The sequence below is a fragment of the Spirillospora sp. NPDC127506 genome (assembly GCF_040302145.1).
Lineage (GTDB): Bacteria > Actinomycetota > Actinomycetes > Streptosporangiales > Streptosporangiaceae > Spirillospora.
The window spans coordinates 22792-49101 of the sequence record NZ_JBEORG010000011.1; the positions used below are offsets into that span (position 1 = coordinate 22792).

The 26310-nt window shown below is 74.5% G+C and carries 23 protein-coding genes; 11 read left to right on the forward strand and 12 right to left on the reverse strand.

Going from position 1 to position 26310, the window contains the following annotated elements; genetic code table 11:
* The first annotated feature begins 46 nt into the window (after positions 1–46).
* Positions 47–616 carry a TetR/AcrR family transcriptional regulator gene (locus ABTW95_RS13480; protein WP_396446926.1) on the forward strand — a complete coding sequence of 190 codons (570 nt, stop codon included), beginning with the start codon at positions 47–49 and terminating at the stop codon, positions 614–616.
* Positions 617–677: 61 nt separating this feature from the next.
* Positions 678–1700 (forward strand): LacI family DNA-binding transcriptional regulator, encoded by a 1023-nt coding sequence (locus ABTW95_RS13485; RefSeq protein ID WP_396446925.1) that lies wholly within the window; start codon positions 678–680, stop codon positions 1698–1700.
* A 77-nt stretch (positions 1701–1777) separates the two neighbouring features.
* On the opposite strand, the gene ABTW95_RS13490 is transcribed toward ABTW95_RS13485, so the two are convergent.
* A complete protein-coding gene (locus ABTW95_RS13490) occupies positions 1778–2845 on the reverse strand; it encodes a polysaccharide deacetylase family protein (RefSeq protein WP_396446924.1) in 1068 nt (355 codons plus the stop codon).
* 276 nt (positions 2846–3121) lie between these two features.
* On the opposite strand from ABTW95_RS13490, the gene ABTW95_RS13495 reads away from it, so the two are divergent.
* Both ABTW95_RS13495 and ABTW95_RS13500 read left to right on the forward strand, forming a co-directional pair.
* Positions 3122–3685: a TetR/AcrR family transcriptional regulator gene (locus ABTW95_RS13495; protein WP_500226385.1), complete on the forward strand. Its 564-nt coding sequence runs from the start codon at positions 3122–3124 to the stop codon at positions 3683–3685.
* A gap of 9 nt (positions 3686–3694) precedes the next feature.
* Positions 3695–4471, forward strand: coding sequence for an MBL fold metallo-hydrolase (locus ABTW95_RS13500; protein ID WP_500226386.1), 777 nt, complete (start codon positions 3695–3697; stop codon positions 4469–4471).
* Here ABTW95_RS13500 and recD2 read toward each other — a convergent pair.
* Both recD2 and mtnA read right to left on the reverse strand, forming a co-directional pair.
* Complete coding sequence (gene recD2, locus ABTW95_RS13505; RefSeq protein WP_396446921.1) at positions 4462–6693, reverse strand: SF1B family DNA helicase RecD2; 2232 nt, start codon at positions 6691–6693, stop codon at positions 4462–4464. The two genes, ABTW95_RS13500 and recD2, sit on opposite strands and share 10 nt — an antisense overlap.
* Positions 6694–6756: 63 nt before the next feature.
* A complete protein-coding gene (gene mtnA, locus ABTW95_RS13510; protein ID WP_500226387.1) occupies positions 6757–7785 on the reverse strand; it encodes an S-methyl-5-thioribose-1-phosphate isomerase in 1029 nt (342 codons plus the stop codon).
* Positions 7786–7934: 149 nt separating this feature from the next.
* Here mtnA and imuA' point away from each other — a divergent pair, with 149 nt between their 5' ends.
* From imuA' to ABTW95_RS13530, 4 genes are all read left to right on the forward strand, one after another.
* Positions 7935–8756: a DnaE2-dependent mutagenesis accessory factor ImuA' gene (gene imuA', locus ABTW95_RS13515; RefSeq protein ID WP_500226388.1), complete on the forward strand. Its 822-nt coding sequence runs from the start codon at positions 7935–7937 to the stop codon at positions 8754–8756.
* Positions 8753–10276, forward strand: a complete 1524-nt coding sequence (locus tag ABTW95_RS13520; RefSeq protein ID WP_396454036.1) for a DNA polymerase Y family protein — start codon at positions 8753–8755, stop codon at positions 10274–10276. Before imuA' ends, ABTW95_RS13520 begins: the two co-directional genes overlap by 4 nt.
* A gap of 51 nt (positions 10277–10327) precedes the next feature.
* On the forward strand, positions 10328–13600 hold the full coding sequence (locus ABTW95_RS13525) for an error-prone DNA polymerase (RefSeq protein ID WP_500226389.1): 3273 nt from the start codon (positions 10328–10330) through the stop codon (positions 13598–13600).
* Between the two features lie 113 nt (positions 13601–13713).
* Complete coding sequence (locus ABTW95_RS13530; protein WP_500226390.1) at positions 13714–15849, forward strand: protein kinase domain-containing protein; 2136 nt, start codon at positions 13714–13716, stop codon at positions 15847–15849.
* 6 nt (positions 15850–15855) lie between these two features.
* Here ABTW95_RS13530 and ABTW95_RS13535 read toward each other — a convergent pair whose 3' ends face one another.
* A complete protein-coding gene (locus ABTW95_RS13535; protein WP_396446915.1) occupies positions 15856–16785 on the reverse strand; it encodes a Ppx/GppA family phosphatase in 930 nt (309 codons plus the stop codon).
* A 75-nt stretch (positions 16786–16860) separates the two neighbouring features.
* Between ABTW95_RS13535 and ABTW95_RS13540 the strand changes: the two genes are divergently transcribed.
* A complete protein-coding gene (locus ABTW95_RS13540) occupies positions 16861–17289 on the forward strand; it encodes a PH domain-containing protein (RefSeq protein ID WP_396446914.1) in 429 nt (142 codons plus the stop codon).
* Here the strand turns inward: ABTW95_RS13540 and ABTW95_RS13545 are convergent.
* Together ABTW95_RS13545 and ABTW95_RS13550 are read right to left on the reverse strand one after the other, a co-directional pair.
* Positions 17286–18191 carry a ribokinase gene (locus tag ABTW95_RS13545; protein WP_500226391.1) on the reverse strand — a complete coding sequence of 302 codons (906 nt, stop codon included), beginning with the start codon at positions 18189–18191 and terminating at the stop codon, positions 17286–17288. The two genes, ABTW95_RS13540 and ABTW95_RS13545, sit on opposite strands and share 4 nt — an antisense overlap.
* A gap of 43 nt (positions 18192–18234) precedes the next feature.
* Positions 18235–18453, reverse strand: a complete 219-nt coding sequence (locus ABTW95_RS13550; protein ID WP_500226392.1) for a hypothetical protein — start codon at positions 18451–18453, stop codon at positions 18235–18237.
* 92 nt (positions 18454–18545) lie between these two features.
* Between ABTW95_RS13550 and ABTW95_RS13555 the strand changes: the two genes are divergently transcribed.
* On the forward strand, positions 18546–19346 hold the full coding sequence (locus ABTW95_RS13555) for an SAM-dependent methyltransferase (RefSeq protein WP_500226393.1): 801 nt from the start codon (positions 18546–18548) through the stop codon (positions 19344–19346).
* A 3-nt stretch (positions 19347–19349) separates the two neighbouring features.
* Here the strand turns inward: ABTW95_RS13555 and ABTW95_RS13560 are convergent, their stop codons facing one another.
* On the reverse strand, positions 19350–19811 hold the full coding sequence (locus ABTW95_RS13560; RefSeq protein WP_500226394.1) for a MarR family winged helix-turn-helix transcriptional regulator: 462 nt from the start codon (positions 19809–19811) through the stop codon (positions 19350–19352).
* Between the two features lie 37 nt (positions 19812–19848).
* Between ABTW95_RS13560 and ABTW95_RS13565 the strand changes: the two genes are divergently transcribed.
* The gene (locus tag ABTW95_RS13565; protein WP_396446909.1) at positions 19849–19995 is read left to right on the forward strand and encodes a hypothetical protein; all 147 of its coding nucleotides are present in this window, start codon (positions 19849–19851) and stop codon (positions 19993–19995) included.
* Between the two features lie 2 nt (positions 19996–19997).
* Here the strand turns inward: ABTW95_RS13565 and ABTW95_RS13570 are convergent, their stop codons facing one another.
* The 5 genes from ABTW95_RS13570 to rhaS all read right to left on the reverse strand — a co-directional run bounded on the left by ABTW95_RS13570 (position 19998) and on the right by rhaS (position 26303).
* The gene (locus ABTW95_RS13570) at positions 19998–21431 is read right to left on the reverse strand and encodes an arabinose isomerase (RefSeq protein ID WP_500226395.1); all 1434 of its coding nucleotides are present in this window, start codon (positions 21429–21431) and stop codon (positions 19998–20000) included.
* Between the two features lie 142 nt (positions 21432–21573).
* Positions 21574–23649, reverse strand: a complete 2076-nt coding sequence (locus ABTW95_RS13575; RefSeq protein ID WP_500226447.1) for a bifunctional aldolase/short-chain dehydrogenase — start codon at positions 23647–23649, stop codon at positions 21574–21576.
* Complete coding sequence (gene rhaI / locus ABTW95_RS13580) at positions 23646–24812, reverse strand: L-rhamnose isomerase (protein ID WP_396446907.1); 1167 nt, start codon at positions 24810–24812, stop codon at positions 23646–23648. The genes ABTW95_RS13575 and rhaI overlap by 4 nt, the downstream gene beginning before the upstream one ends.
* Before the next feature lie 11 nt (positions 24813–24823).
* A complete protein-coding gene (locus ABTW95_RS13585; RefSeq protein WP_500226396.1) occupies positions 24824–25153 on the reverse strand; it encodes an L-rhamnose mutarotase in 330 nt (109 codons plus the stop codon).
* Positions 25154–25217: 64 nt separating this feature from the next.
* Entirely contained in the window at positions 25218–26303 is a 1086-nt protein-coding gene (rhaS, locus tag ABTW95_RS13590; protein ID WP_396446905.1) for a rhamnose ABC transporter substrate-binding protein, read from the reverse strand.
* Between the last annotated feature and the right edge of the window lie 7 nt (positions 26304–26310).

Sequence of the window (26310 nt, forward strand, 5' to 3'; positions counted from 1 at the left end):
TACGCTGTAGATATACACCGTATATTAACCACTAGACTGCCGTTCCATGAAGACCCCGGCCCCGCGCGGGCGCGGCACTCGCGGGCTGACCCGCGAGGAAGTGCTCGACGCCACCCTCGACCTCGCCGAAGAGCGCGGCCTCGACGCGGTCAGCATGCGCGGGGTCGCCGACCGGCTCGGCGTCACGCCGATGGCCCTCTACCGCTACGTCGGCGGCAAGCAGGGACTCCTGGACGGCCTGGTCGAGCGCCTCATCCGGGAACTGCCCGACGACGACCCCGCCCTGCCCTGGCAGGACCGCCTCCGCGCTATCGGCGCCGGCATCCGGCAGGTCGCGCGCCGCCACCCGCAGGTGTTCCTGCTGCTGTTCACCCGCCCGACCGTCACTGAGGAGGCCCGGCGGGCGCGCAACACCGTCCAGGCGATACTGCGCAGCGCGGGGGTGCCGGAGGAGATCGTGACCCCGCTGCAGCGGCTGCTGGACACGGTCGGCATGGGGCTCGCCGCGTCCGAGGCCGGCGGCCGCTTCACCGGCGACGCCGCGGACGTCGACCGGGTCTATGATCTTGCGGAGGACCTGTTCCTCGCCGCGATCGAGCGGTACGCGCGGGAGTGATCTCCGTCTCCGCGCGGATATCAACTTTCGAAGTCGCCGCCGAGATCCTTATGCTTCGACCATGCAGCAGGAGGACGAAACAGCCAGGGTGACCCTGGCTCAAGTGGCAGATCAGGCCGGCGTCTCCATTTCGACGGTTTCGAAAGTCCTCAACGGACGGGAGGACGTGGCCCGCAAGACCCGCCTCCGGGTCGAGCGTCTGCTGGAGCACCACGGCTACCGGCGGGGGTCCCGGTCGGGCCCCGACGCGCCGCTCATCGAGATCGTCCTCCACGAGATCGAGAGCCTCTGGACGATGGAGCTGATCCGGGGCGTGGAGAGCGTGGCCAAGGCCAACGGCGCGAGCCTGGTGCTGACCGAGAGCGGCACCCGGCACTCCCCCGGCCCGGAGTGGATCAGCGGGGTGCTGCGCCGCCGCCCGCTCGGCGTCGTGCTGACCTTCTCCAGCCTGCCGCCGGAGTACAAGAAGCGGCTGCGGTCCCGGTCGATCCCGTTCGTCATCATCGACCCGGCCGGCGACCCGGAGCCGGACGTCCCGTCGGTCGGCTCGGCCAACTGGTCCGGCGGGCTCGCCGCGACCCGGCACCTCATCGACCAGGGGCACCGCCGCATCGCGATCATCACCGGCCCGGCGGACATGCTGTGCTCCGTCGCGCGGCTGGACGGCTTCCGCTCCGCGATGAGCATGGCCGGGCTGGACGTCGACCCGTCCTACATCGCCTACGGGGACTTCCACGTGGACGGCGGCTTCGAGCGGGCCATGGAGCTGCTCGGCCGCCCCGACCGGCCGACCGCGATCTTCGCGGGGAGCGACCTGCAGGCGCTCGGCGTGCTGGAGGCGGCGCGGGTGCACGGGCTGCGCGTCCCGGACGACCTGTCGGTCGTCGGGTACGACGACGTGGCCGTGGCGCCCTGGGCGAGCCCCGCGCTCACGACCGTGCACCAGCCGCTGCGGCAGATGGCGGAGTCGGCCACGCAGATCATCCTCGGCATCCGCAACGGGGAGCCGGTCGCGACGCGGCTGGAGCTGTCCACCAGCCTGGTGGTCCGCAAGAGCACCGCCCCGCCGCCCGAGGAGGGCTGACCGCCCGGCGGCCGCGGGGAGCGCCTCCCCGCGGCCGGGGCCCTGGCCGCGGGGAGGCGCTGGGGGGCGGGATCGGGTCAGCCGACTCTGCAGGAGACGTCCGGCCAGGTCCAGTTGCCGTAGTGCATGATCGTGAAGCCGAACGTGTTGCCGCTCCCGTTCGGCCGCATCGTCATCACGTTCCCGCTGGAGTCCCAGGACGGCGAGCCGTTCCAGGTCGCGATGATCTTCTGCGGGGGGTGCACGGTCACGGTGACGACCCAGTTGCTCGTCCCGGAGACGGTGACCGACAGGTTGAACCGGTCGCCCCACTGCTGCCCGGGTGAGATCTGCGCGGTGCAGGAGTCGCCGCCCCCGCCGGGAGGGGGCGTCGTCGTGCCGCCGCCTCCGCCGTCGGGCGCCACGGCCCGGCCGGTGGACGGCGAGATCATGCCGGGGCACAGGCCGCGGCTCTTGAGGTTCGCGACGATCTGCGGGATCGCCTGGATCGTCGTGTTGTAGCCGTCGTGCATGAGGATGACCTGGCCGCTCTGGAGCTGGCTCGCCCGCTGCACGATCTGCGCGGTGGACGCGCCGTTCCAGTCCTGCGAGTCGACGTCCCAGATGATCTCGGTCAGGCCGAGCTGGCGCTCGACCGCCTGCAGCGCGGCGTTGGTCTCCCCGTACGGGGGCCGGAACAGCTTGGGCGCGGTGCCGGTCTGCTGCTGGATCGCCTGCTGGGTCCGCTGGAGCTCGGACAGCATCTGCGACTGCGACATCTGGGTCAGGTGCGGGTGCGTCCAGCTGTGGTTGCCGATCCACATGCCGGCGTTCTTCTCCGCGCCGACCAGCGACGGGTTGTTCTGGACGTTCTGCCCGATGTTGAACAGGGTGGCGCGCACACCGTTCTGCTGCAGCGTCGACAGGAGCGTGGAGGTGTAGCCGGTGGGGCCGTCGTCGAAGGTGAGGCCGACGTAGCCGGCGCCGCAGTCGGCGGCGGCGAGCGGGACGGCGGCGCGTCCGCGCTGGGCCGCGAACCCGGCGGTCGCCGACAGGCTCACCAGGAAGGCGGCCGCGAGCGCCAGCACGGCGGCGATGATCACCGCGCTGCGGGCGCTCAACGGCCTGCGCCGGGGTCTGGCGTGCAAGGGGGCGTGCTGGGGCATCGTGTTTCCTCCATGGGCCGATGGCTGCCCGCGGGCGGCGGGCGGGGGTGGGGAGCGGGCGGTGGAGGTGGAGCGGGGAACCTCATTCTGAAAACTGCTCCGAAAGGTGTCAAGGCATCGAGTGGGACTTTCGAGAACAAAATTCTTTCGTAGTCGAGATGCCATGCGCTGAACTGCGATTTCAGTTTCGAAATATTTCGAGCAGCTTGGAAGGGCGCCGAGCCCGCAAGGGCGCGCGGTTGAAATTTGTAGACCGGTCTGTCTAGTCTGACCGCCATGGCACCGCGCGGAGAGACACGGGAGCGGATCCTGCGGACGGCCGCGGACCTGTTCCAGCGGCAGGGCTACCACGGCACCGGGGTGAACCAGGTGCTCGTGGAGAGCGGCGCGCCCAAGGGCTCGCTGTACTTCCACTTCCCCGAGGGGAAGGAGCAGCTCGCGTCGGAGTCGGTGGCGCTGTCCGGCCGGACGGTCGGCGAGGCGCTCACCGAGGCCGTCCTCGCCGCGCCGGACGCGCGGGCCGGGCTCGCCGCCCTCGGCGAGCACTTCGCACGGAGCCTGCGCGACTCGGACTTCCGCAAGGGCTGCCCCCTCGCGACCGTGGCGCTGGAGACCGCCGCCGAGAGCGAGACCATCCGCGCCGCCTGCGACACCGCCTACGGGGAGTGGCTGGACGGCCTGCGCGCCGCGCTGCGCGGATGGGGCGTGCCCGCCGAGCGCGCCGGGCCGCTCGCCGCGCTGGTCCTGTCGTCCCTGCAGGGGGCCGTCATGCTCGCGCGCGTCCAGCGGGACGTGTCGGTCCTCCACCAGGTCACCCGCCAGCTCGCCGAACTTCTCTGAGGAGTCGCCATGCGCGTCCACCATCTCGACTGCGCCCCCATGCGGGAGATCGAGCCCGTCGACGGGGCGGGAGGCCCGCTGCGGGCGGTGGGCCATGTGCTGCTCGTCGAGACGGACGCCTCCGGCCTGCTGCTCGTGGACGCCGGGATCGGCCTCGGCGACATCGAGCGCCCGTCGGAGCGGCTGCTCGACGACTGGGTGGAGATGGCCGGGCCGGCCCTCGACCCGGCCGCGACCGCCGTCCGGCAGGTGGAGGCTCTCGGGTACTCCCCCGCCGACGTCCGGCACGTCGTCCCGACGCACCTGCACCGCGACCACGCGGGCGGGCTGAGCGACTTCCCCGACGCCGCGGTGCACGTGTTCGAGGCCGAGCACGCGGACGGCGGGAAGACCCCGGCGCAGCTCGCCCACGGCCCGAAGTGGGTCGTGTACGCGGACGGCGGGGGCGAGACGTGGCACGGCTTCGGCGGCGTCCGGGCGCTGGACGGCGTGCGCGAGGAGATCCTGCTCGTCCCGCTCGGCGGGCACACGCCGGGGCACGCGGGCGTCGCGGTGCGCGACGGGGACCGCTGGCTGCTGCACGCCGGGGACGCGTACATGTACCACGGGGAGGTCGACCGTCCCGACCCGGTCGTGCATCCGCTGATGGAGCTGGTCCAGGCGAGCGGCGAGGTGGACCGGGACCTGCGGCTCGCGAACGTCGCGCGGTTGCGCGAGCTGGCGCTGGGCGGCGGGGCGGAGGTGTTCTGCGCCCACGACCCGTGGGAGCTGGCCCGCTACCGCTGAGCGAGGCGGTGCGCCAGGGCGGTGTGGCGGCGGCCCGCGCCGGCGGTGCGGACCGCGGCGGCGAGCGCGCGGCGGGAGCCGACGAGGACGACGAGCTTCTTCGCGCGGGTGATGCCCGTGTAGAGGAGGTTGCGGCGCAGCATCATCCACGAGCCCGTGGTGAGCGGGATGACGACGGCCGGGTATTCGCTGCCCTGCGACCGGTGGATCGTGATCGCGTAGGCGTGGGCCAGCTCGTCCAGCTCGTCGAAGGCGTAGTCGATGCTCTCGTCCTCGTCGGTCACGACGGTCAGCGACTGCTCTTCCAGGTCGACCTTCGTGACGACGCCGACGGTGCCGTTGAAGACGCCCGCCTCGCCCTTGTCGTAGTTGTTGCGGAGCTGGGTGACCTTGTCGCCGGCGCGGAAGACGCGGCCGCCGTAGCGGCGCTCGGGGCGCGCGCCGTCGTGCGGGGTCAGCGCGTCCTGGAGCAGCGTGTTCAGGGAGCCGGCGCCGGCGGCGCCCCGGTGCATGGGCGTCAGGACCTGGACGTCGCGGCGCGGGTCGAGGCCGAACCTGCGGGGGATGCGGTTGGCGACGACGTCCACGGTCAGCTCGGCGGCCTCGTCCTGGTCCTCGCACGGGAACAGGAAGAAGTCGTCGTAGCCGCGGGTGTGCGGGTGGTCGCCCGCGTTGACGCGGTGCGCGTTGACGACGATGCCGGACCGCTGCGCCTGCCGGAAGATCTTCGTGAGCCGGACGCGCGGGATGGCGTCGGCGCCGAGCAGGTCGGCGAGGACCTCGCCCGCGCCGACGGACGGGAGCTGGTCGACGTCCCCCACGAGCAGCAGGTGCGCGCCGCGCGGGATCGCCCTCACCAGCTTGTTCGCGAGGATCAGGTCGACCATGGAGGACTCGTCGACCACGACCAGGTCGGCGTCGAGGGGGTTGTCCTGGTCGTACTCGGGGTCGCCGCCGGGCCGCAGCTGGAGCAGCCGGTGGACGGTCGCGGCCTCGTGCCCGGTCAGCTCGGCGAGCCGCTTGGCGGCCCGCCCGGTCGGCGCCACCAGGACGATCTTGGCCTTCTTCGCGGCGGCCAGCTCCACCACCGACCGGACGGTGAAGCTCTTGCCGCAGCCGGGGCCGCCGGTGAGCACGGAGACCTTGGACGTCAGCGCGAGCTTGACGGCCTCCTCCTGCTCGGGGGCGAGCGCCTGGCCGGTGCGCCGGCGGAGCCACGGGAGGGCCTTGTCCCAGTCGACGTCCGCGAACGCCTTGAGCCGGTCGGTCGGGGCGTCCAGCAGTTCGAGGAGCCCGCGGGCGAGGGAGCGTTCGGCCCGGTGGAACGGGACGAGGTACACCGCGGGGATCGTCGCGGCGTCCTCGCCCTCGCCGGGGATCGGCTCCCGGACCACGCCCTCGTCGCGGGCCAGTTCGTCCAGCGCCGGGACGATCAGCTCCTTCGGCACGCCGAGGATCTTCTCCGCCGCGGTGACCAGGTTCGGCTCGGGCAGGAAGCAGTGCCCGTCGTCGGCGGCCTCCGACAGCGTGTACTGCAGCCCGGCCTTGATCCGCTCGGGGCTGTCGTGCGGGATGCCGACGGCCTGCGCGATCGTGTCGGCCGTCTTGAACCCGATCCCCCACACGTCCGACGCGAGCTGGTACGGCCGCTTCCGGACGGTGTCGATCGACTCGTCGCCGTACTGCTTGTAGATGCGCACGGCGAGGGACGTGGACACGCCGACGCCCTGCAGGAAGACCATCACCTCCTTGATGGCCTTCTGCTCCTCCCACGCCTCGCCGATCCGCTTACTGCGCTTCGGGCCGAGGCCGCGGACCTCGACGAGGCGCTCCGGCTCCTCCTCGATGACGCGCAGGATGTCGGTGCCGAAGTGCTCGACCATCCGGTCGGCCATCACCGGCCCGATCCCCTTGATCATCCCGGAGCCGAGGTAGCGGCGGATGCCCTGGATCGTCGCGGGCAGCACGGTCGTGTACGACTCGACCTCGAACTGCTTGCCGTACTTCGGGTGCGAGCGCCACCGGCCGGTCAGCCGCAGGCTCTCCCCCACCTGCGCCCCGAGCAGCGCGCCGACCACCGTGAGCAGGTCGGGCCCGCTCTTCGCGGTCGCGACGCGCGCGACCGTGTAGCCGGTGTCCTCGTTGGCGTAGGTGATCCGTTCCAGGACCGCGTCCAGTTCCACCGGGCGCGGCGCGGCGTTGGGGTTCGGGGAGGTCGGCACGGTCACCATGATGGACGATCCCGGTGACGGGACGGCCGGAGCCGGGCGGGAGATCCCGCGCGCTCACCTCCCGGCGCCGCCGGGCGTCGCGCCGGCGGACACCTCCAGCACCCCCGTCTCGGTGACGAGCGCGGTCACCAGGCGGGCGGGCGTGACGTCGAACGCGGGGTTGAACGCGGTCACCCCGTCGGGCGCGGTCCGCGCGCCGCCCCAGGTCAGCACCTCGTCGGCCGGGCGCTCCTCGATCGGGATCTCGTCCCCGCCGGCGATCGCCAGGTCGACGGTGCTCCAGGGCGCGGCGACGACCAGGGGGATACCGGCGGCGTGGCAGGCGAGCGCCACGCCGACCGAGCCGATCTTGTTCGCGGTGTCGCCGTTGGCGGCGATCCGGTCGGCGCCGATGACGGCGACGTCGGCGAGGCCGCGCAGGATGGTGCTGGGCGCGGCCCCGTCCGCCTGGACCACGCACGGGATCCCGGCCCGGTCGAGCTCCCAGGCGGTGAGCCGCGCGCCCTGCAGCAGCGGGCGGGTCTCGTCGGCGTAGACGATCTCGACGCGGCCGCGCTCGTGCAGTTCGCGGACGACGCCGAGCGCCGTCCCCCATCCGGCGGTGGCGAGCGCGCCGGCGTTGCAGTGCGTGAGGACGCGCAGGGGCCGGTCGCCCGCGCGGTCCAGGATCCAGTCGGCGCCGTGCGCGCCGATCGCCCGGTTGCCGCGGACGTCCTCGTCCAGGATCGCCTGCGCCTCGGCCGCGACCGCGTCGGCGCCCTTGGCGGCGAACGGCAGGACGCGGTCGACGCCGGCCGCGAGGTTCACGGCGGTGGGCCTGGCCCGGCGGACGCGCGCGATCGCGGCGTCCCGCGCCGCGTCGTCCCATCCCTCGCGCGCGGCCTGCAGCAGGGCGATGGCGACGCCGAACGCGCCCGCGACGCCCAGCGCCGGGGCGCCGCGCACGACGAGCCGGCGGATCGCATCCACGAGCGTGTCGACGTCGCGCGCCACGACGTACTCGACGCGGCCGGGCAGGACGGTCTGGTCCAGCAGGCGCAGCCCGTCGCCCGTCCACTCCAGGGTCCGCACGTCGCTCGTCATAGTGTTCAAACTACTCGTTCAAAGCACCGCGAAGCCCTATGGCGTCGGGCATTCCGCCTCCGCGACTCCGCTCTGCGACCTGCGGCAACTTGACATGGGTCGAACTTGTGTTCGAAATTGTGCAGGGGGCGCAGGAGAGGAGGACGACGGTGCCGGAGGCCGCGCTGCGGGACCTGCCGGCGGTGCCGGAGGCGGCGCCCGGCCGCTCCGCGCCCGCCGGGGCGACGGTGCCGGTGCTGCCCGCGCTGCGGCCCGTGCTGCCGGGCGGCGGGCTGCGGCCCGGCTCGGTCGTCGGCCTCGGCGGGGCGGACGGGCCGGGCGCCGCCTCGCTCGGTCTCGCGCTCGTCGCGGGCGTCTCGCGGCACGGCGGCGAGGACGGCTCCGGCGGCTGGTGCGGCGTCGTCGGCGTCCCGGACTTCGGCGTGCTCGCCGCCGCCGGGATGGGCGCCGACCCCGGGCGGCTGCTCCTCGTCGACGATCCGGGCGGCCGGTGGCCGGACGTGGTCGCCGCGCTGGCGGAGGCCGTCGAGCTGATCCTGCTGCGCCCGCCGGAGCGGCCGGGCGCCGCCGCCGTCCGGCGGCTGCCGGCGCTCGCCCGCAAGCACGGCTGCGTCCTGGCGCTGACCGGCCCGTTCGCCCGCGACTGGCCGGGCGTCCGGCTCCGCCTCCGCCTGGACGAGGCCGCCTGGGAGGGCCTCGGCGACGGCCACGGGCGGCTGACCGGACGCCGCGTCCTGGTGACCGCCGAGGGCCGCGACGCCCCCGGCGCGGGCCGCAGCGCCCGCCTCTGGCTCCCCGCCCCCGACGGATCGGTCGTGCCCGACGGATCGGTCGTGCCCGACGGCTCGGTCGTGCCGGACGGGACCGCGCGGCGGCCCCTGGAGCTCGTCTCCGCCGGCGCGCCCGTGCACCCCCGGCCGTCCGGCGCCCCGCCGCTGGTGCGGGTCGCGGCGGAGGAGGGGATCGCGTGACGCGGGCGCTGGTCGTGTGGTGCCCGGACTGGCCGGTCACCGCGGTCGGGATCGACGCGGCGACGCCCGGGGCCGCGGTGTCGCGGGGCCGGGTCGCGGCGTGCTCGGCGGCGGCGCGGGCCGCGGGGGTGCGGCGCGGGCAGCGGCTGCGGGACGCGCAGCGCCGCTGCCCCGACCTGGTCGTCCGGGAGCGGGACCCGGACGCCGAGGGGCGGCTGTTCGAGGAGGTCGTGCAAGCGGTCGCGGAGCTGACGCCCCGCGTCGAGGTGGTGCGGCCGGGGCTGTGCGCGGTGCCGGCGCGCGGGCCTGCCCGCTTCTACGGCGGCGAGGAGGCGCTGCGCGTCCTGGTGCAGGACACGGTCGTGGAGGCCGGGCACGATTGCGGCTGCGGCATCGCGGACGGGCTGTTCGCGGCGGAGCTGGCGGCGCGGGCCGGGGAGGGCGGCGCCGTGGTGCCCGAGGGCGGCGCGGCCGCGTTCCTCGCGCCGTACCCGCTCGCGGTGCTCGACCGGCCGGAGCTGGCCGACCTGCTGCGGCGGCTCGGCGTCCGGACGCTCGGCGACTTCGCGGCGCTGCCGTCCGGGCACGTCGCCGGGCGGTTCGGTGCGGACGGCGCGCTCGCGCACCGGCTCGCGCGCGGGGAGGAGCCGCGCCCGCTCGCCCCCGTCCCGGGCGCGGCCGACCTGTCGGTGCGCGCCGGCTTCGACCCGCCCGCCGAGCAGGCCGAGCGGGTGGTGTTCGCGGCGAAGCGGCTCGCGGGCGAGCTGCACGAGGGCCTCGCGGCGGACGGGCTGGCGTGCGTGCGGCTGGAGGTCGCGGCCGGGTTCGCGGACGGGCGCGTCCTGCGGCGGCTGTGGCGGCACGAGGGCCTGTCGGCGCTGGCGGTCGCCGAGCGGGTGCGGTGGCAGCTGTCGGCCTGGCAGGGGGCCGAGACCGAGGCAGAGGCCGAGGCGGTGTGGGGCGGTGTCACGTGGGTGGAGCTGGCGCCCGACCAGATCGTCCCGGACGAGGGGCGCCAGGAGGCGCTCTGGGGCCGGACCGCGGTCACCGGCCGGATCACCCGGGCCGCCGACCGCGTCCAGGCGCTCCTCGGGCACCGCGGGATCACCCGGCCGGTGCTCGTGGGCGGGCGCGGGCCGGGCGAGCGGGTCGTCCGGGTGCCGGTCGGCGACCTGGCCCCTCCCGGCCCGCCGGAGGGGCCGTGGCCGGGGCGCGTGACGGGCCCCGCGCCGGCGGTGGTCCCCGCGGCGCCGTCCCCGGCGGAGCTGGTCGACGCGTCCGGCGAGGCGGTGGTCGTCTCGGCGCGGTGCGAGGTGTCCGCGCCGCCGGCCGCGCTCGCGATCGGCGGGCGCTCCGCCGCCGTGACGGGCTGGACGGGCCCGTGGCCGGCCGACGAGCGCTGGTGGGATCCGGACCATGCGCGGCGCAGAGCGCGCTTCCAGGTCACCACGGACGACGGCGCCGCCTACCTCCTCGCCGTCGAAGGCGGCCGATGGCACGTCGAGGCCGTCTATGACTAGGGGGCTGACCAGGCGACGCATCACCGGGCGGCGCACGGCCGGGCGGGGCTCATGACGGGCTGGTACAACCCGCCGATCCCCTGGCGCGAGTTCGAGGAGCGGCTGTCGTGGCGCCCGGCCGCGCGGCCGCCCGCGGAGGCGCCGGCGCCGCCCGGTCCACCGCGCCGCGCCGAGGCCGAGACGGCGTGGGCGGAGCTGCACGTGCACTCGTCGTTCAGCTTCCTTGACGGGGCCAGCGACCCCGCCTCGCTCGTCGCGGAGGCGGCGCGGCTCGGCGTGGAGACGATGGCGATCACCGACCACGACGGCATGTACGGGGCGGTGCAGTTCGCGCAGGCCGCGCGCGACGCCGGCGTCGGGACGGTGTTCGGCGCGGAGCTGAGCCTCGGCCCGCCGGGCCCGCGGACCGGGGAGCCCGACCCGGCGGGGCGGCACCTGCTGGTCCTGGCGCGCGGCGCGCAGGGGTACGCGCGGCTGTGCTCGGCGATCACGTCGGCGCAGCTCGCGGGCGGGAAGAAGGGCCGCCCCGTCTACGACCCGGACGCGCTCGCCGGGGCGCACGGCGGCCACTGGGCGGTGCTGACCGGATGCCGCAAGGGGGCGGTCCCGGCGGCGCTGGAGGCGGGCGGCCCGGACGCCGCGGAGCGGGAGCTGCGCGACCTGATCGCCGTGTTCGGCCGCGGCAACGTGTTCGTCGAGCTGGTCGACCACGACCAGCCGGACGACGACCTGCGCAACGACGCCCTCTACGAGCTGGCGCACCGCACCGGGGCCGGCGTCGTGGCGTCCAACAACGTGCACTTCGCGGCGCCCGGGGCGGACGCGCGGCTGGCGCAGGCGCTGGCCGCCGTCCGCGCCCGCCGCGCCCTGGACGACATGGTCGGCTGGCTCCCGGCCGGCGGCACCGCCCACATCCGGTCCGGGGCGGAGATGGCGCGGCGGCTGGCGCGGTTCCCCGGCGTCCGGGAGCGGACGGTCGAGCTGGCCCGCGAGTGCCGGTTCGGGTTCGACGTGGTCGCGCCCCGGCTGCCCGACTGGCCCGTCCCGGACGGCCACACCGAGGCGACCTGGCTGCGGCGCCTGGTCGCGGAGGGCGCGCGCGAGCGGTACGGGCCGCCGGAGCGCGAGCGGGTGCCGGGCGCGTACGCGCAGATCGCCAAGGAGCTGGACGTCATCGAGCAGCTCGGCTTCCCCGGCTACTTCCTGATCGTCCACGACATCGTGGAGTTCTGCCGGAGCAGGGGCATCCTGTGCCAGGGGCGCGGATCTGCGGCCAACTCGGCGGTCTGCTACGCGCTCGGCATCACGGGCGTCGACGCCGTCCGGCACGGCCTGCTGTTCGAGCGGTTCCTGTCCCCCGGGCGGGACGGCCCGCCCGACATCGACCTCGACATCGAGCACAGGCGCCGCGAGGAGGCCATCCAGTACGTGTACGAGAAGTACGGGCGGGAGTGCACGGCGCAGGTCGCGAACGTGATCAGCTATAGGCCGCGGATGGCCGTGCGGGACGCGGCCCGCGCCCTCGGCTTCTCCCCCGGCCAGCAGGACGCCTGGTCGAAGGGCATCGACCCGCGCGACCCCGTCGGGTCGGAGACCGACGTCCCGGCGCCGGTGCTCGACCTGGCCGGCCGCATGCTGAAGCTGCCCCGCCACCTCGGCATCCACTCCGGCGGCATGGTGATCGCCGACCGCCCGGTCGGGGAGATCTGCCCGATCGAGTGGGCGGCCATGCCGGGCCGCAGCGTCCTGCAGTGGGACAAGGACGACTGCGCGGCGGCCGGCCTGGTGAAGTTCGACCTGCTCGGGCTCGGCATGCTCGCCGCACTGCACGACTGCTTCGACCTGGTGGACGAGCACCACGGGCGCCGCTACGACCTGCAGTCCGTCCCGCCGGAGGACCCGCTCGTCTACGACATGCTGTGCGACGCCGACACGGTCGGGGTGTTCCAGGTGGAGTCGCGGGCGCAGATGGCGACGCTGCCGCGCCTGCGGCCCCGCGAGTTCTACGACCTGGTGGTGGAGGTGGCGCTGATCCGGCCGGGGCCGATCCAGGGGGGGTCCGTCCACCCGTACCTGCGCCGCCGGAAGGGCCTGGAGCCGGCCGTCTGCCCCCACCCGCTGATGAAGCCCGCGCTCGGCCGGACGCTCGGCGTGCCGCTGTTCCAGGAGCAGATGATGCAGCTCGCCGTCGACTGCGCGGGGTTCACACCCGCGGAGTCGGACCAGCTCAGGCAGGCGATGGGCGCCAAGCGCGCCCCCGAGCGGGTGGAGCGGCTGCGGCGCCGGCTGCTGGACGGGATGGCCGAGCGCGGCATCCCGTCCGACATCGCGGAGAGCGTCTACGAGAAGATCCTCGGCTTCACCGGGTTCGGGTTCCCCGAGTCGCACGCGCAGAGCTTCGCCCACCTCGTCTACGCCAGCGCCTACCTGAAGCGCCACTACCCGGCCGCGTTCACCGCCGCCCTGGTGCGCAACCAGCCGATGGGGTTCTACAGCCCGCAGAGCCTCGTCGCGGACGCCAGGCACCACGGCGTCGAGGTCAGGAGCGTGGACATCAACGCCAGCGGCGTCCACCCGACGCTGGAGGAACCGGTCGAGGTCGTCTCCGACCACCCGCACGCGCCGAGCGAGCCGCAGCCGGCGATCCGGCTCGGCCTGTCCGGCATCCGGAACCTGGGCGACGACACCGCGGAGGCGATCGCGGCCGGACGCCCCTACACGAGCATGGAGGACCTCGCCCGGCGGGTGCCGCTGTCGGCCGGGGCGCTGGAGGCGCTCGCGACGGCGGGCGCGTTCGACGGGCTCGGCCTGTCGCGCCGCGAAGCGCTGTGGGCGGCGGGTGCGCTCGCGGGCTCGGGACCGGGGCGGCTGGAGGGCGTGACGCCGGGCGCGTCGGCGCCGGCGCTGCCCCCGATGACGCCGATCGAGGAGACGCTCGCCGACCTGTGGGCCACCGGCGTGTCCCGCGTCCATCCGGTCGCGCACGTCCGGGAGGCCCTGGACGAGACGGGCGCGCTGCCTGCCGCGCGGCTCGCCGCCGTGCCGGGCGAGACGAACGTCCTCGTCGCCGGGCTCGTCACCCACCGGCAGCGCCCGCCGACCGCCGGCGGCGTCGTGTTCATGACGCTGGAGGACGAGACCGGCATCATCAACGTGGTGTGCCCGCCGCCGGTGTTCCAGCGGTACCGGGGCCTGGCCGTCGACGCGCAGGCGCTGCTGGTCAGCGGGCGGCTGGAGCGCGCCGACGGGGTCGCGAACGTCCGCGCCGCCCGGCTGCGCCGGCTGCCGGTCCCCGGCCGCGTCAAGGCCCGCGATTTCCATTGATCCGCGGACGCTAGAACCTCGGGCCGCCCTCTGTCATCGTATGGAAGCGTTGGGGCCGCGTGCCGCCGCGGGGCGGCCGCCAAGACGCGGCTCGCCGGGAAAAGGTGATCTCCATGGACGGGCCGCGAGCGTCCTCCCTGCGCGAGCTGCGCCCGGACGACCCCACGCGGATCGGCCGGTACCGCATCGAGGCCAAGATCGGCGAGGGCGGGATGGGCGCGGTCTACCTGGGCCGCGGCGAGGACGGACGCCAGGTCGCGGTGAAGGTCGTCCGCGCCGAGCTGGCCGGCGACCGGACGTTCCTCGCCCGCTTCCACGACGAGGCCGCCAACGCCCAGCGCGTCGCGTCGTTCTGCACCGCGCAGGTCCTCGAACACGGCGAGGACCTCGGCCTCGCCTACATGGTGACCGAGTACATCGACGGGCCCTCGCTGCTGGAGCACGTCAGCGAGAACGGCGCGCTGTCGCCCGGGATGCTGCACGGCGTCGCGGTCGGCGTCGCCGCCGCGCTCGTCGCCATCCACAGCGCGGGGCTGGTGCACCGCGACCTCAAGCCGAGCAACGTGCTGCTGTCCATCTCCGGCCCCCGGGTGATCGACTTCGGGATCGCCCGCGCGCTGGACATGGTGTCCTCGCACACCCGGACCGGGCAGGTCGTCGGGACGCCCGGCTGGATCGCGCCCGAGCAGATCACCACGCAGCAGGTCACCACGGCCGTGGACGTGTTCGCGTGGGGCTGCCTCGTGGCGTACGCGGCGAGCGGCCGCAACCCGTTCGGGCAGGGCTCGTTCCAGATCCTCGCGGCCCGCGCCGTGCACGCCGAACCGGAGGTCGGCGACCTGCCGCCGTCGCTGTCGGGACTCGTCCAGGCGGCGCTGCGCAAGGACCCCGGCGCCCGGCCGAGCGCCCGCGAGCTGCTGCTCGCGCTGGTGGGCGGCGGCGGGGAGGCGGCGGTGACGACCGAGCTGGGCGAGTCGTGGACGTCTCCCCCGCTCGCGGCGGACCCGAGCACCACCGCGCGCGACGGCGCGTCCGCACCGTCTCCGCCGCGGCCGTCGCCTCCGCGGCCTTCGCCCCAGCTTCCGCCGCAGCCCCAGGCTTCACCGCAGCCTCAGGCTTCGCCGCAGCCTCAAGTCCAACCCCAAGCCCAGCCCCGGCCTCAACCGGACCCCCAGGCCCAGCCGCAGCCCCAGGCTCAGCCGCGGCATTCGCCGATGCCCGCGGCGGAGCCGGCGACCCGGCCGGCGCCGGAGCAGCAGCCCACCGCCTACGCGCCCCCGCCGCGGCCGTGGCGGCCGCCGCCTCCGGGGAGGTCCCGGCGCAACACGCTGATCGCCGCGTCGGTGGCGGCCGCGCTGGTGGCGGCGGCCGTGGCGGGCGGCGTCTACTACCTGAACCGGCCGTCCGGCAAGACGGGGGACGCGGGCGCGAAGCCGGCGGCGTTCCCGTCCGGGCCGCTGCTGGTGCGCATCGACACCGAACCCGGCTGGCCGAAGACGTGCCACGCCGACATCGGCCTGTTCACGCCGGGCGGGGCCGTGCGGACGCTGGTCGGCGGGCCGTCCTGCGACACCCTGCCCGAGCGGTCGCCGGACGGCCGGCTCGTCGCGTTCACCCGGAGCGGCGGCGGGAGCACCGCGGCGTGGGTGATGAACGCCGACGGCACCGGCGCCCGGAAGGTCACCGACATCGCGGGCGGGCGGGTGGCCTGGTCGCCCGACGGCACCCGCCTCGCCTACATGGGCCGGCAGGGCGGCGCCAAGCAGATCTTCACGATCGGCCTGCGGGACCACAAGGTCACCCAGCTCACCGACGACGACTCGGCCAAGGACGACCCGATGTGGTCGCCCAAGGGGCGGATCGTGTTCTGGAGCAAGCGCGACGGCGCCGAGCAGATCTACACCCTCGACCCGGACCGCCCTGGCGGCGCCTGGACGCGGCTGACCAGGGACGGCGTCCGCTCGGTCGACCCCGAGTGGTCGCCGGACGGGTCGAAGATCGCATTCACCCGGGGCACGTCCGAGGAGAGCGCGATCTGGACGATGAACGCCGACGGGTCCGCGGCGCGGGCCGTCACCTCCGGCGGCGGGCACGACATGGACCCCGGGTGGTCCCGCGACGGCCGCTGGATCTGCTACGCGCGGGGCGCGACCAGCGACCCGGTGCTGCACGCCGTCCGGGCGGACGGCACCGGCGACCGCGTCCTCACCCCCGCCGGGAGCGTCCTCGGGCACCCGAACTGGGCGTGACCCCGGTCAGCCGGTGATCATGTCGAGGCGGCGCAGGATGACGCCCTCGCGCAGCGCCCACGGGCAGATCTCCAGCTCGGTCAGCTCGAACAGGTCCATCGCGGCGTCCGCGACGATCGCGCCCGCGAGCAGCAGCTCGGCGCGGCTCTCCGACACCCCGGGCAGCCCCGCGCGCTCCGCCGACGGCATCGGCGCGAGCTTCTCCGCCCAGTCCGTCACGTCGGCGTCGGACAGGGCGCGGCGCTGGTACGGCCCGTCGGCGCTCGGCGCCGCCCCGGCGATCCGGGCGAGCTGCTTGAACGTCTTGGACGTGGCGACCGCGTGGTCGGCGGCCCCGTAGCGGGCGACGTCCCCGACGTGCCGGGCGATCTCCGCGCGGACGTGCCGGCGCAGGTCGCGGATCTCCTCCGGCGGCGGCGGGTCGGCGGTGAACCAGCCGCGGGTGAGCCGGCCCGCGCCGAGCGGCAGCGAGATCGCCACATCCGGCTCCTCGTCGATGCCGGACGCGATCTCCAGCGACCCGCCGCCGATGTCGACGACCAGCAGCCGCCCCGACGACCAGCCGAACCAGCGGCGGACGGCGAGGAACGTCAGCCGCGCCTCCTCCTCGCCGGGCATCGAGCGGATGTCGATCGACTTGTCGGCGCGGATCCGGGCGAGCACGTCCTCGCCGTTGGCGGCGTCGCGGACGGCGGACGTCGCGAACGCGACCAGGTCCTCGACGCCCTTGTCCTCGGCAACCTGCAGCGCCTCGTCGACGAAGTCGCGCAGCAGCGCCTCGCCCTCCTCGGACAGGCGGTCGGAGTCGTCCAGGTGGGCGGTGAGCCGCAGATCGGCCTTGTGGGAGTACGCGGGCAGGGGCCGCGCCCCCTGGTGGGCGTCGACCACCAGCAGGTGCACGGTGTTCGAGCCCACGTCCAGCACGCCGAGTCGCATGCCTGCGACGCTACCGGACGCCCCGCGGCGCGGGTGCGGCCCGGTCGGCGGCCGGTTGCGGCTACGGTGGCGGGCATGGAAGCGGGATCGCAGCGCCGGTGGAGAGTGCCCCCAGGTCACGTGGCGGTGAAGTGCGCCGCCGCGGCGGCCGTCACGGCGCTCATCGTCCTCTACAGCCACGACCCGCAGTTCCTGTTCCTCGCCGGAGCCGCGGCGATCGGGCTGAACGCGCTCGCGCTGCGCGACCTGGTCGCGCCGGTCCGGCTCGCCGCCGACGGGGACGGCCTCACGGTCGTCGCCGGCTACGCGGGGCACCGGCGCATCGGCTGGGACGAGGTGCGCACGATCAGGGTCGACGAGCGGCGCCGGCTGCTGCTGCACACGCGGATGCTGGAGATCGAGACCGCCGACGACCTGCACCTGCTCAGCGCGTTCGACCTCGGCTCCGACGTCCACGACGTCGCCGACGAGCTGTACCGGCTGCGGGCCCGCACGGACCGCTAGGGCTCGGGCAGCTCGTCCGGGGTCGGGTAGGAGCTCTGCGCGCCCCGCCTGCGGACGGCGGCGGCGCCGGCGCGGGCGGCGTACCGGGCGGCGTCGCGCAGCGCGTCGCCGCGCGCGAGGCGCAGGCACAGCGCGGCGGTGAAGGCGTCGCCCGCGCCGGTCGTGTCGACGGCGTCGGTCTTCGGGGACGGGACCGCCGCGACGCCCTCGCCGTCGGCGACCACGGCGCCCTCGGCGCCGAGGGTGACGACGGCGGAGCGGGGCCCGGAGCGGGCGAGCGCCGCCGCGGTCTCGCGGGGGTCGCCGCCGGCGCCGCCGAGGACGAACGCGGCCTCGTGCTCGTTGACGACCAGCGGGTCGCAGAGGGCGAGCAGCCCGGCGGGGACGGGCGCGGGCGGCGACAGGTTGAGCACGACCCGCCCGCCCGCCTCCGCCGCGGCGCGGGCGGCGGCCTCCACGGCCGGCAGCGGCACCTCAAGCTGGAAGGACACGACGGACGCCCCGGCGATCATCGCGCGGGCGGCCTCGACGTCGGCCGGGGTGAGCCGGGCGTTCGCGCCGGGCGAGACGATGATGCTGTTGTCGCCGTCCGGCCCGATCGTGATGAGCGCGACGCCGGTCGGCACGCCGGGCGTGGTCGCGAGGTGGGCGAGGTCCACACCGCCGGCGGCGAGCGCGCCGCGCAGCAGCTCGCCGTGCCCGTCGTCGCCGACCCGCCCGACGATCCCGGCCCGGCCGCCGAGCCGCGCCGCCGCGACCGCCTGGTTGGCGCCCTTCCCGCCCGGATGGACGACGAGGTCGGAGCCGAGCACGGTCTCCCCCGGCGCCGGCCGCCGGTCGACCTCGACCACCAGATCCGCGTTCACCGACCCGACCACGGCGACTTCCCACTGCCCGACCACGCAGTAACCACTACAGGTCCGGCGGTCCCCGCGCAACCGCTGGTCAGACCGGGTGCAGCTCGGCCAGGTCGACGTCCTCGGCGAGTTCTTCGACGGAGGCGTAGTAGCCGCGGCCGGCGAGCATCCCGTTCCGCGTCACCAAGAAGGCGCTGTCCCCGTGAACGCCCGCGTACTCCGCCAGGACCCGGTGTGCGCCCGTCAACCGCACCGCCGTCACGCGCAGCCCGCCGGGCCCCGCCCAGCTCCCCCGATCATCCTCCATGCACGGAACGTTACGTATCGCTACGCTCAGTAGCGCCACCGGGTTCCGCCGTCGAGTTGCCGCCCGCCCGCCGATGGCACGATCATGACCGGGTGACCGACTTCTCGGGCGGGACCTCCGCCGGCCTGGACACCGGCTCCCCCAACGTCGCGCGGATGTACGACTACTGGCTCGGCGGGAAGGACAACTTCGCCGCCGACCGGGAGGCCGCCGAGCGCGTCGTGGAGATCTCCGAGGGGCGCGTCGTGCGGGGCGTCCGCCTCAACCGCGCGTTCCTGCGCGCCGCGGTGCGCGCCGCCGCCGAGGCCGGCGTCCGGCAGTTCCTCGACCTCGGGTCCGGGCTGCCGACGCAGGAGAACGTGCACGAGGCCGCGGCGGCCGCCGCCCCCGGCGCGCGGACCGTCTACGTCGACAACGACCCGGTCGTCTGCGCGCACGGCCGGGCGCTGCTCGCGGGCGCGGGGAACGTCGGGTTCGCCGAGGCCGACCTGCGCCGCCCGGACGCGGTGCTCGGCCATCCGGTCGTCCGCGACATGATCGACTTCTCCGCGCCGGTGGCGCTGCTGCTGGTGTCGGTGCTGCACTTCGTGGACGACGCCGACGATCCGCACGCGCTGGTCGCCCGCTACCGCGACGCGCTCGCGCCCGGCAGCCGGCTGATCCTGTCGCACCTGGCCACCGACGCCTTCCCGGAACAGATGGCGCGGGCCGAGCAGGTCTACGAGGGGGCGAGCGCGCGGCTCGGCGCCCGCCCGAGCGCGCTGATCCGCCGCTTCTTCGACGGGTTCGAGCTGCTCCCGCCGGGCCTCACCGGTCCCCGCGAGTGGCTGGAGGGCGGCGGGACCGACGGCGAGCGCTTCGCCGGCCTCGTCGGCACGGGCGTGCTGCGCTGACCGCTACCCCTCCCGCCGGCCGCTCCGGTCGCGGGCGATCTCCCGGAAGGCGTCCTTGAAGACCGCGTAGCGCTCCTCGCCCAGGGCGCGCCGGTGCCGGTCCTCGATGCCGGCGATGATGGCGCGGGCCTTGGCCATCTCGTCCAGCCCGCGCTCGGTGGGCACGATCCGCTTGGCGCGGCGGTCGGCGGGGTCGGGCTCGCGGCGGACGTAGCCGAGCGCGGCCAGCTCGTCCACGATCGTGCCGACGATCTGCTTGTGCCGCCCGGAGCGGGCCGACAGCTCGGTCGCCCGCGACCCGCCCGCGTCCAGGAAGGCCAGCACGGCGCCGTGCCGCGGCCGGACGTCCGGGTGGCCCTCCTCGGCCAGCCGCTCGAACAGCTCCTCCCGCAGCGCCCGCGTCAGCCGCGCCGCCAGCATCGCCAGGTCGGGCTCCCGCCCTCCGGCCCCGTCCTCAGTGGTCACGAATATTGACTATATATCGGTCGTCGCTGAGGGCGGCGTGGACGCGGGCGCAGGCGTCCGAGCCCTGATCGCCGGGTTGGACGCGTACGCCCCGGGGGTCGCGCGGCTCGTCGGGGCCGTCCGCGGGCTCCGCGACACGGGCGGCTTCCTCCCGCCGGACCTGCCTCCGGACCCGCCGGGCTGAGCTCAGGGAGCGACCTGCACCAGCTCGATCCCCAGGAGGTCGGCGAGGGACTCCAGATCGGCGGTCAGGTGGCCTGTGCCGAGCGCCCAGTGGTGGGAGATGCCGGTGGCGCTCCACGCGTCGACCCACTCGCCGGGGTCGCAGCCGAAGTCGACGCGGGACGTGGTGTTGCCGATCTGCAGCAGCGGCCCGTCCACGGTCTCGCCCTCGGACGCGACGAACGCGAACCGGCCGTCGCGCCGCTGGACGATCCCGAACGCGGTGACCGGCCCGTGCTTGACGTCGAACTCCACCGACACGCCGTAGCCGCGCTTGCCGTGGTAGACGCCGAGGCCGCGCAGCAGCGGGCGGCGGGCGCTGATCGCCAGGTGCGCGGGGCCGTCGTGGCCCATCTCGACGTGGCCGCGGCGGAAGTCCAGGGCCTGCAGCTCGGTGAACGAGCCGCCCGCGCCGAGCCGGTCGGCGATCAGCATGGCGAGGGAGGTGCGCAGCTCGTACTCGCCGGCGGCGGGGACGCCGCGGGCGGTCAGCAGCGAGGCGCCGAGGATCATGCCGGCGCCGAGGCGCTCGTGGATCTCGCCGTCCAGGCCGCGGTGGTAGTAGGCGAGGCTGTCGAGGGCGAAGTCCTCGGCGAGGCGGTCCAGGCCGACGGCGACCCGCGCCGCCCACGTCAGGTCGTCGTCGTCGACGGACGCGTCCAGCTCGAAGATCTTCTCCGCCTCGGCCTTCTTCGCGGCGGTCTCGGCGTCGGTGACCTTCTCCACCCGGACGCGCAGGTCGTCGAACTCCAGCACCTCGACGTGCCCGCCGAAGTTGGCGCTGACCAGGGTCAGGTCGGTGGAGACGTCCAGCATGCCCGGGTACAGGTGGCCCATCAGGCCGTGCCGGCCCCTGCGCAGCGCGGCCCGGACCCCGGCGGCCCGCACCCAGCGGCCGATCTTCGCCCAGGCCCGCTCGTCCTCCAGGTATCCGGACACCGAGCGGAACGGGACGCCGCAGCGCTCGAACGCGTTGGCCATCTCCGGCAGCGGGCAGGCGCCGCAGTAGGCGAGCCACTGCCCGGTGTCGAACGTCGCGTGGTCCATCGACTCGGTCGGCTGCAGGTTGATCAGCAGGACGGGCGCGTCCGCCCGCTGCGCGACCGGGACCAGCATCGACGCGGTCATGTAGGTGGTGAGGAAGCCGACGATGATGTCGCAGCCGGCGGCGCGGAGCCGCTCGGCCGCGGCGGCGCCCTCCTGCGCGTCGGAGATGAACCCGGCGTCGACGACCTCGGCGCCGAGCCCGCGCATCCGCTCGGCGACGCGCCCGGCGGAGCGCTTCAGCTGCGGCAGCAGGTCGGGGAACTGCGGCCAGTACGCGCCGAGCCCCCCGGCGACGAGACCGACCTTGACGGGCGGGGAGGCGGTTTCTGCGAACTTCTCGGGCACGTCCATCGTTGTCCTTCCGGGTTCCTTTGGTCGAGCGGGCCCTACGGGACGGCCGGCGGCCCGGGTGGGGACGGTGCGGCGGCGGACGTGTGTGAGCGCCGCCGCACCGCCCGGGCCCCGGCCGTCCCTCCTTTCCGGTGATGCCCCGTCAGCGCAGGAAGGCGGCGGCGACGCCGGCGTCGACCGGGATGTGCAGTCCGGTGGTGCGGGTCAGGTCCCCGCCGGTGAGGGCGAACACGGCCGCGGCGACGTGCTCGGGCAGCACCTCGCGCTTCAGCAGCGTCCGCTGGGCGTAGAACTCGCCGAGCTTCTCCTCCTCCACTCCGTACACGGCGGCGCGCTGGGCGCCCCAGCCGCCGGCGAAGATGCCGGAGCCGCGCACCACCCCGTCGGGGTTGACGCCGTTGACGCGGATGCCGTGCTCGCCGAGCTCGGCGGCCAGCAGCCGCACCTGGTGCGCCTGGTCGGCCTTCGTCGCGCCGTAGGCGATGTTGTTCGGCCCGGCGAACACGCCGTTCTTGGACGCGATGTAGACGATGTCGCCGCCCATGCCCTGCTCGACCATCACGCGGGCGGTCTCGCGGGACACCAGGAACGAGCCGCGCGCCATGACGTCGTGCTGCAGGTCCCAGTCGGCGGCGGTCGTCTCCAGCAGCGGCTTGGAGATCGACAGGCCGGCGTTGTTCACGACGAGGTCGACGCCGCCGAACGCCAGGACCGCCTCCCGGACGGCCGCCGCGACCTCCTCCTCGGAGGTGACGTCGGCGCCGACCGCGACGGCGGCGTCCGGCGCGCGGAGCGCCGTCGCGCCGATCTCGGCCGCGACCTTCTCGGCGGCCGCGAGGTCCCGGTCGGCGACCGCGACGCAGGCGCCCTCGGCGGCCAGGCGGCGGGCGGTGGCCGCGCCGATCCCGGAGCCGCCGCCGGTGACCAGCGCGACCCGCGCGGCGAGGGGCTTGGGCTTCGGCATGCGGCGGAGCTTGGCCTCCTCCAGCTCCCAGTACTCGATGCGGAACTTCTCCGCCTCGTCGATCGGCGCGTACGACGACAGCGCCTCCGCGCCGCGCATCACGTTGATCGCGTTGACGTAGAACTCGCCGGCCACCCGGGCGGTCTGCTTGTTCGCGCCGAAGGAGAACATGCCGACGCCGGGGACCAGGACGATCGCCGGGTCCGCGCCGCGCATCGGCGGCGAGCCGGGCGCGGCGTGCCGGTCGTAGTAGGCCGCGTACTCCTCGCGGTAGGCGGCGTGGAGCTCCTTCAGGCGCGCCTTGACGTCGTCGAGCGGCGCGTCCGGCGGCAGGTCCAGGACCATCGGGCGCACCTTGGTGCGCAGGAAGTGGTCCGGGCAGGACGTGCCGAGCGCCGCGAGCCGCGGGTGCTCGGCGCGGGACACGAAGTCGAGGACGGCCTCGCCGTCGGTGAAGTGCCCCACCTGCGGCCGGTCGGTGGACGCCAGCCCCCGCAGCAGCGGGAACAGGGCGGCGGCGCGGGCGCGCCGCTCGCGCTCCGGCAGCGCCGGGTGGACCACCTCGCCGAACGGGTCGGCCCTGCCGTGCTCGGCGATGTAGGTCTCGGCGGTGCGGATGATGTCGAGCGAGTTGGCCTTGCACTCCTCGCTCGTGTCGCCCCAGGCCGTGATGCCGTGCCCGCCGAGGATCACCCCGATCGCCCGCGGGTTGGCGCGCTTGATCTCGGCGATGTCGAGGCCGAGCTGGAAGCCGGGCCGCCGCCACGGCACCCACGCGACCCGGTCGCCGAAGATCCGCCGGGTCAGCTCCTCGCCGTCGGCGGCCGTCGCGATCGCGATGCCGGAGTCGGGGTGCAGGTGGTCGACGTGCGCGGCCTCGACCAGGCCGTGCATGGCGGTGTCGATGGACGGCGCCGCGCCGCCCCTGCCGTGCAGGCAGTAGTCGAACGCGGCGACCATCTCGTCCTCGCGCTCGACGCCCGGATACACGTCGACGAGGGCGCGCATCCGGTCCAGACGCAGCACCGCCAGGCCCTCCTCGGTGAGGGTGCCGAGGTCGCCGCCCGAGCCCTTGACCCACATCAGCTCGACGTCGCGGGCCGTCACGGGGTCGGTGACGGTGCCCTTGGCCGAGGCGTTGCCGCCCGCGTAGTTGGTGTTGCGCGGGTCCGAGCCGAGGGTGTTGGCCCGTTCGAGCAGCTGCTCCACCTCGGGCGGGGTGGCAGTCATCGGTTCGTCTCCTTCACCTGTCAGGCGCCCCAGCCGGCGCCCTGGCCGTCCTTGCGCTCCTCGACGATCCGCTCGTAGTAGCCGGACTCCTTGTAGGCCGCGACCGGGTCGGGGTGCAGGCCCATCTCCTCGCGCAGCTCGGCGAGCAGCGGCCGGACGTCGGTGTTGTAGGCGTCCATGAAGATCGCGTTGGCCTCCAGGACGTCGCCGGCCGCCTGCGCGGCGCGCAGCGCGTCCCCGTCCACCAGCAGCGCCTTCGCCGTGGCCTCCTGCACGTTCATCACCGAGCGGATCTGGCCCTGGATCTTCGGCTCGACGTTGTGGCACTGGTCGAGCATGAACGCCACGCCCGCCTCGGGGTCGTAGCCGCCGCCCCGCACCACCTCGTACATGATCCGGAACAGCTGGAACGGGTCGGCGGCGCCCACCATCAGGTCGTCGTCGGCGTAGAAGCGGGAGTTGAAGTCGAACCCGCCGAGCTTCCCCTCGCGCAGCAGGAACGCCACGATGAACTCGATGTTGGTGCCGGGCGCGTGGTGCCCGGTGTCGACGACGACCTGCGCCTTCGGGCCGAGCTTGACGCAGTGCGCGTAGGAGGAGCCCCAGTCCGGCAGGTCGGTCATGTAGAAGGCGGGCTCGAACAGCTTGTACTCCAGCAGGAACCGCTGGCCGTCGCCGAGCCGCTCGTACACGGCGGCGAGCGCCTCGGCCATCCGGTCCTGCCGGGCGCGGATGTCGTCCTGCCCCGGGTAGTTCGTCCCGTCGGAGAACCACAGCTTCAGGTCGCGGGACCCGGTCAGGTCCATGATGTCGACCGCTTCGAGCAGGTGGTCCAGGGCTTTGCGGCGGACGGCGGGGTCGGGGTTGGTGACGCTGCCGAGCATGTAGTCGTCGTCCTGGAACACGTTGGTGTTCACGGCCCCGATCCGCACGCCGCGCTCCTCCGCGTACGCGGCCAGCGCGGCGTAGTCGTCCACCCTGTCCCAGGGGATGTGGACGGCCACGCTGGGCGCGACGCCGGTGAACCGGTGCACCTGCGCGGCGTCGTCGATCTTCTCCTGCGGGGTGCGCGGCACGCCCCGCTGGGCGAAGACCTTGAACCGGGTCCCCGAGTTCCCGTACGCCCACGAGGGAGTCTCGATCTGCTGGCGGCGCAGGGCGTCCTTCACCGCGCTGGTGTCGTTCACGGTTACCTCTCTCAATCCAGGTGGAAGACCTCGGCGAGCGGCCGCATGCCCTCGTCGGGGCGGCCGTCGAGGTCCTCGAAGTACTGCGCCATCTCCGCCTGCCAGCGGGCGTTGACCTCGGTGCGGGCCATCGCCTCCTGGGCGGCCTGGAAGTCGTCGGTCTCCAGGTAGCCGACGAGGAGGCCGTCCTCCCGCAGGAACAGCGAGTAGTTGCGCCAGCCGGTGTCGCGCAGCGCGTTCAACATGTCGGGCCAGACCGCCCGGTGGCGCTCCTTGTACTCCTCCAGGCGGTCCTGCCGGACCTTCAGCAGGAAGCAGACGCGCTTCGTGCGTTCGGGCATGGGCCGATCAGCCTTTCCGCCCGCGGGGCGGCGTCCGCCGCCCCGCGGGCCGCTCCGCTCGTCCTCAGAAGTGGTAGTCGTCGATGTTCTTGGCGTCGAAGACGGTGGGCGGGCCGAGGATGACCTCGCCGCCCGAGCCGATCGTGCGCTCGCCGAGCTTGCCGGCCTTGAACTTCTCGCCCTCGGCTCCGGTGATCTGGCCGGACGACAGCGCCGCCGCCGCGTAGGCGGCCAGGTAGCCGAGGTTCTTGGGGTCCCACAGCTCGAATTTCTCGACCGTGCCGTCCTTGACGAACTTGCGCATCTGGTCGGGGGTGCCGAGGCCGGTCAGCACGACCTTGCCCTTGTACTTGGAGCCGGAGATGTAGCGGGCCGCGGCGGCGATGCCGACGGTGGTCGGCGAGATGATGCCCTTGAGGTTGGGGTACGCCTGCAGCAGGCCCTGCGTCTGCTGGAACGACTTCTGGTCGTCGTCGTCGCCGTAGGCGACCTTGACGAGCTTCATCTTCGAGTACTCGGGCTTGGCGAGCTCGTCCTTCATGAACTTGATCCAGGTGTTCTGGTTCGTGGCGTTCGCCGTCGCCGACAGGATCGCGATCTCGCCCTCGTGGCCGATCTGCTCGGCGAGGAGCTTGACCTCGCTGCGGCCGATCTCCTCGGAGCTGGCCTGGTTGATGAACACGTCCCGGCACTCGGGGTTGGTGTCGGAGTCGTAGGCGACGATCTTGATGTTCTTGGCCATCGCCTGCTTCAGCGGGCCGCACACCGCGTTCTCGTCGTTGGCGGCGATGAGGATCGCGTCGTGCCGCTGCTGGATGAGCGTGTTGATGTAGGAGACCTGGGAGGACGCGGACGCGTCGGACGGGCCGACCTCCTTGGCCTCCGCGCCGAACTCCTTGGCCGCGCCGATGCCGGCGTTGTCGACGATCGTCTCGTAGGGGTTGTTGACCTGCTTGGGGAGGAACGCCAGCTTCAGGCCCTTCTTCAGCGGCGCGTTCGGGTTCGCCGTGGCGTTGCCTCCGGCGGCCTTGGCCTCCCCGGAGCCGGAGTCGTTCTTGGTCGTGCCGCCGCAGGCGGCCATGCCGAGGGCCAGGACGCTCGCCGTGGCGACGGCCGCCAGCCGGCGCGGGGCGCGCAGACGAATGGTCATCACGATT